Here is a 5,930-nt window from a genome sequence, read left to right as displayed (position 1 = left end):
TTGGAGAATTAGATCAAGATAATGCCATAAAACAAGATACACCTAGTTATTATTTTTCTCCTAAAGATGAAAGCAGTGGTTTAGGAAGACTTAGTATCTTTTATAAAAATGATGAACTTTGTTTGCTTAATTATTCTATTATAGAAAATTCTTTAAATATTAAATTAGAATGTTTAAGCAAACAAAGCTTAGAGTATAAAGACTTAATTTCAAACACTTTAAAAGAACAAAAAACCACACAAGTAGATAAAAAACAAGCTATAGCTAAACTTCATGCTCTTTTAGAAAATCAAAACCTAGAATGTATCCATGGAGGTAAAGTCATACTTAAATCAAACAAAGGAAAAACTTTTAAAGATGATGGTGTGCCTATAATGCTAGAAAGTGATTTATTAAACTCTAGTATAGTAGCTTGTCCTAATACTATAGCAGGTGTAAGTGTTCCTTGTACTAAAGTTGTTAATGTAAAAGGATCCTTATCTCAAAAGAAAGTCAATAATGAATATATAATCTTACAAGAACTCATATCAGCTTGTATTAGTGATAAAGGTTTTCCTTTAAAAGTAAGCTTTACTCCTACTAAGTTTAAATTTGATTACAGCTTTGATCCTAAAGAGGGCTTAGGAGAACAAAGTAAAAATCAAATAGAGTTAAAAGAACCTATAATAAGACTTCATTATAAAAGTGATAGATTTCAAAAAGATAATTTACCTATCTATAATCTTTTAATCAATAATGAAAAAAAAGAACAAAATAAAGCTTTAAGTGAATTAAATATAGATCAAAAAGATTTAAAAGATATAAAGAATGTTAATATTCTTAATCAATTCAAACAAGACTTTAGTAAAGATTATGAATTTAAAGAATTAAATCTTAGCTTTGATACTAATTTAATCAAACTTTATTTTATTATCCCAAAAAACATTGCTAAAGTTTATAAAAGTGCTTATAAGGAATTTAAAAATAAAGATTTAGGAGCAGGGTATTTTACACAGCTACATGAGTATGATAAAATCATCAAAAATGCTTTAGAAGATAATAAAGAATTAAACGAATATCATTTTAGTTTTTTAACTCCTGCTAAAATGCAAAATTTAAAACTTCAAATCGTACAAGGACTAGATGAAATCTTAGAAGATGAAGATAGAAAACAAGAGCTTTATGTTTGTAAATTTGTGGTGGTAAATGGGGTTAAAATATGAAAATAAAAAATTTTACTTTAATTGCATCAAATCATAATTTAGAAATCGAGTTAAAAAATCTTACCAAAAATACTAATAAAATTATTTTTATATGCAGTGATTTTGATGGATATAAAGAAGCTAAGAATTCTTTGTATAAGACACTACATACTATTGAAGATAATTTTAAAATTGATAATACAAAAACTTTTAAAATCATACATTTAAATCAAGCCAATAAAGACGAAATCACAAAAGAACAAAAATTTAGCTCTGATAAAAATTTATCTAGCATTAAAAAAATTATCTTTAATAATTTAAAATTTTTAAATAATGCAATTAATCAAAATGAAAATAAAACGCTCAATAAAATTATTGATGAAAACAATGTAGAAAATATTGAAAATTTTTTAAAAGAAATTCAAAAAGAATTAAATATATTATTAAAAAATATCAAAGAATCTAACTATTTTGAGCAAGAAATTAAACCAAAGATACAACTTACCCTAGATACACTTTTTAATACACTTTTAAAAAATATTACTCAATCTAATGATGATGAATATAAGCAAATTATTAGAGCTATAGCAAAATTTTTTATCAATATATTAGATTCTGTAACCAATCTTAAAAAACCTGTCTCTTTAGTCAAAAAAAATCCTTATGTTTTTGTTGTAAATACATTATTTGAAGCTTATAATTCTTCTGCTGAGTATCAAGAGTATAAGGAACAAAAATATTATTATGATTTTGCTTATCCACTTTTAGAGCTTATTACTAGTAAGCTTTATCCTATTATCGCTTTGTGCAATGAAGAAATTTTATCTGATGTATTAATTATAGATGATAAAGTATTAATAGATTTTTCATCTTATTCTAATGTACCTTCTATTAGTCTTTATAAAAATAGTTTTTATAAAGTTATTTTAGATGAAGAATTTCAAGGTATTTTTGATAATTTTTTAGAAAATAATCTAAAATTTGAAAATGAAAAGTTAGATAATACACTTTTAGTGAATTCTAGTTTAAATAATTTTGATACAACATTAAAAAAAGCAATCAATTTAAATATCTCTAAACTCAATCATTTCTTTTATGCAGAATATCCTGATTTAAATTCTTCCATGCTAGTAGAAATGATATTAGATAAAAAAAATACTGATCAAATCAATACAACCAAAATGGGTAAAAATTATTTGCTTATTACCAATCCACCACAGCTTAACAATGCAGGACTTTGTGAGGACTTGTATCAAAAAAAATTAGGAGCAATAATAAAAAATCGCCCCAAAGCTCTTACAAAAAATGAAAAACTTACATTAAAAGGCGATTTTCCTAGCAAAAGAGATTATGGTTCTTATTTTATAGAAAGAGATGTTAAAAAAGAAGATGATTATGTATTGCAACTTTGTCCTTTTGTGAAACTTGATGGACAGATTTATCAAAAATATAAGGGATATTTTAATTTTTATAATCAAACATATTCTTGGATGAAACTTTATTTATTGGAATATATAAACGAACGATTAGAATATGAAAAAGTTAAGCAAGATTTTGCTTATATTGATAGCTTTTTTAAATTGCCTAAAGAACTGGAAGAAATTAGCGAAAAAGAAAAAGAAAAAGTAAAAGAATATGTCGAGCTTTTTAATAATTATTTAGATAATATCAATTCTCGCTATGACCAAACACAATCCAATCTTAACTCAGAAACATTAATGTTTAAAACATATGAAAATGTAGATTTTAAGAAATACTCACCTTTAACGGTTGTTTTATTGACTTTAACTTTGTATGTTTTACAAAAAGACTTAGCTTTTACGCAAGAATATTCTTTGGGATATAAATTGTTTCAGGCAAATATTGGTAATTATCAAAAGATTAAAATACCAAATTATTTTAATGAGTATATTTCATTTATCCCTGATGATATTTATTTTTATGATAATGATAAAAAAATTTATATCTTTTTATCTAAAGAATTAAATAAAAATAAAAAAGAAGATGAAGTTATTTATTTAGATGAATTAGCCAAAGCTATGTTTGAAAATGATTTTGAAGAAGAAGATCAAACTTATGTAAATTTTTTAAAAACCTTAAATGAAAGCTTTGATGAGGAGATTGAATTTGAAGAAAATATACAAACAGACAAAACTCTTCCTTCAAAAAAAGATTTAGATAAAAGCATTCAAGATATTATGCTTGATAAAGAACTTGCAAAATTATCCATAGATATCACTTTTTTTAATATCATTAAGCAACTTTTTCCTTTTGCAGAATTTTTTATGAGCCAGCCTGATTTTTTTAAAAAAATGATTTTATTTTTTATAAATTCAAGCTTTGATAAAAAGCATTATGGTAATAAATTATTTTCTAGTTTTAAAGCACATTTTTTTAAAGAACTAGGGATATTTTATGCACTTAATCCTAAAGGACATTTTATAAAAATTAATCCAAAAAGTAAAAAGCCACTCAATAAGCTTTTTTTATATCAAATAGGAACAAATTATTATTATTTTAATCAATTAGAATATGCAAGCGAGTTGAAAAAGTCAAAGAGTTTTTCAAGATTGGATAAAGCTAAGCAAATTCATTTGATATCAAAAGTAAAAAAACAATTAGCTATTGATTTTTCTATTAAAGTAAGTAAAAATTTAAGTATAGATGTGTTAAAAAATTTAGCAGGATCTTTTATCGATACACTTTTGCCTACAAATTATGAAAGATTAAAAATTTTATATGAAAAACTAATGTATGAAAAATTTACTTACAATTATGATTTTCCTTTAGCTGTAAAAAAAGAAGAATACTTAACCTATCCTTTATTGATAAATTCTAGATTTATGAGTTTTGATTTATCTGAGTTTATTTTTGGTTCTTTATTATGCACGGGTGGGCTTAATTATTATCCTAGTATTGCTTGTGCTACGACTTCAAGCAAAGCTAGGGAATTTGCCTTAAAAAGACTTTTATCTTATATTATTTTAGATGAAAAAAGAAGTGCTTTTAAGGAAGATAAAATCAATGAAGGCAAATATATCTTAAATGATAAGGAATTTTTTGAAAAAAACAATATAGAACTTAGAAATTGTAATATATATAAGCTAGAGCATTTTCAAAGAAAAGAAGAGTATAAAACACAACACCCAGTGATAAAACAACACCCTATCTTAGCTTATAATGATGCTATACAAATTTTATATGAATATGCAAATGGGATTTATAATACCACTCAAGATGAAAGAGGTAAGTTCATAGAAGATAGGCAAAAGGCAAGAAGATTGATGGAAAATTTAGAAGCTATAGGACAACATAATTTGGAAGTGATGTATAGGGGGATAGGGGATGAAAAGACAAAAGATGAAATAAAAAATGAAAATGATGAGGAAGAAAGCGATGATATTAGTAAAATACAAGATTATTCTAATAAGTTTATAGGCAGACTAGCTACAACTATAATCATGGAAGATGGTTTATATATAGGATGAAAGGATAAAAATGAGTGAAACTTACGAGATTTATACACCTAATGGACTTATATTAGATGTAGAAAAAAAAACGAATAAAATTTTATTATATGATGGGGGAGCTAAGGTAGGTAAATACACCCAAGAATATTCTAAAGCTTTGTTTGAAGCACACAATATCAAACAAAACTCTCCCTATAAAGACTATCAACCCAGATATTTAGATCCTAATCTTTATACAGGGCAAAGTTCTACTTTACTTGAATTTAAAGATTGGCAAAGTATTTATTTAAAAGATCCTATCAAAGGAAGCATAGCTCCTTGGACTAAAGCAGAAAAAGCTTATTATAAATCTTTAAAAACTAAAAAAGAAAGATATAAATATTTAGTTATAAGAAGTGGTATAAGAAGTGTTGTTATAGATATACCTTATGAAGCTATAGGAGCTGTGGATGAAAAAGGAAATGTAGATCCTAAATATGAAAAATTATATAGAATAGTAGATGATAATAAACATAATCTAAGATCAAGTTTATTTCATAATGAATGGGGTATGGCAGCAGGAATATTAGGTGATTATAAATACCTAGCTAATGATATGTCTCAAAATGGTTTTAATGCAAGATTTATCCAAGCTACTATACTTTATATACAATTAAGTGGAGGAAGTAGTATATTAGATAAACCTAATTTATTAGGTGCTATTTATGGTTATGCAGATATTGCTGTAGGAAGTGGTTTAGTAGGAGTGCATAAAAATCCTTTAAGAGAACAAGAGATTAAAACCTTAGCTAAGACTTTAAAACCTGATGAATTTGGTATGCTTCCTTTTATAGATGAGATTATGGGAGTAGATTGGGTGATTGATTATAACGAATATCAAATTTCTGAAGATGAATTTGGAGATATATACAAAGCCTTAAGAAGTGATATAGTTGAGGGCAAAATAAAAGATCCAAGGGATATAGATTCTACTTATGAAAGCAGAAGAGAATTTGATCATCATAGGGGAGGGTATTATAATGGCATGGTAAATGGCTATGGAACAGATACACCTAATGATTGGAGTGAAGAAAGAGCTCAACTTTTTAATGATACTTTAATATTACATGCCAAACTAGCAGCCCTAACCCCACCTCAAGGCTATCCTAATGCCCCTTATTATTTTACCCCTGAAAATCTAGAATGGTATTACAAAAGACACAAATTAGATGCTAAACTTGATCCAAGAATTCCTGCTATTTATAGATATAATTTTCCGCAAGAACTTCGAGCTAAAATA

3 protein-coding genes are annotated in these 5,930 nt (G+C 25.5%); all 3 read left to right on the top strand.

Annotation, left to right across the window (positions count from 1 at the left end):
- The first annotated feature begins 122 nt into the window (after positions 1-122).
- Positions 123-1,202 carry a hypothetical protein gene (locus BGS40_RS03930; RefSeq protein ID WP_096738391.1) on the top strand — a complete coding sequence of 360 codons (1,080 nt, stop codon included), beginning with the start codon at positions 123-125 and terminating at the stop codon, positions 1,200-1,202.
- Complete coding sequence (locus BGS40_RS03925; RefSeq protein ID WP_096738390.1) at positions 1,199-4,669, top strand: hypothetical protein; 3,471 nt, start codon at positions 1,199-1,201, stop codon at positions 4,667-4,669. Before BGS40_RS03930 ends, BGS40_RS03925 begins: the two co-directional genes overlap by 4 nt.
- Positions 4,670-4,679: 10 nt before the next feature.
- A partial coding sequence (locus BGS40_RS03920) for a hypothetical protein (protein ID WP_096738389.1) occupies positions 4,680-5,930 on the top strand: 1,251 nt, incomplete at its 3' end.

Source organism: Campylobacter sp. 107 (genome assembly GCF_002383835.1).
In the GTDB taxonomy this organism is placed as follows: Bacteria; Campylobacterota; Campylobacteria; order Campylobacterales; family Campylobacteraceae; genus Campylobacter_D; species Campylobacter_D jejuni.
Note: the sequence above shows the minus strand (reverse complement) of the source record. Positions and strands in the feature narration are given on the sequence as shown.

Coding starts and splice junctions, on each gene's coding strand:
- BGS40_RS03925 (WP_096738390.1), top strand. CDS start 1,199: ATGAAAATAAAAAATTTTACTTTAATTGCATCAAATCATAATTTAGAA.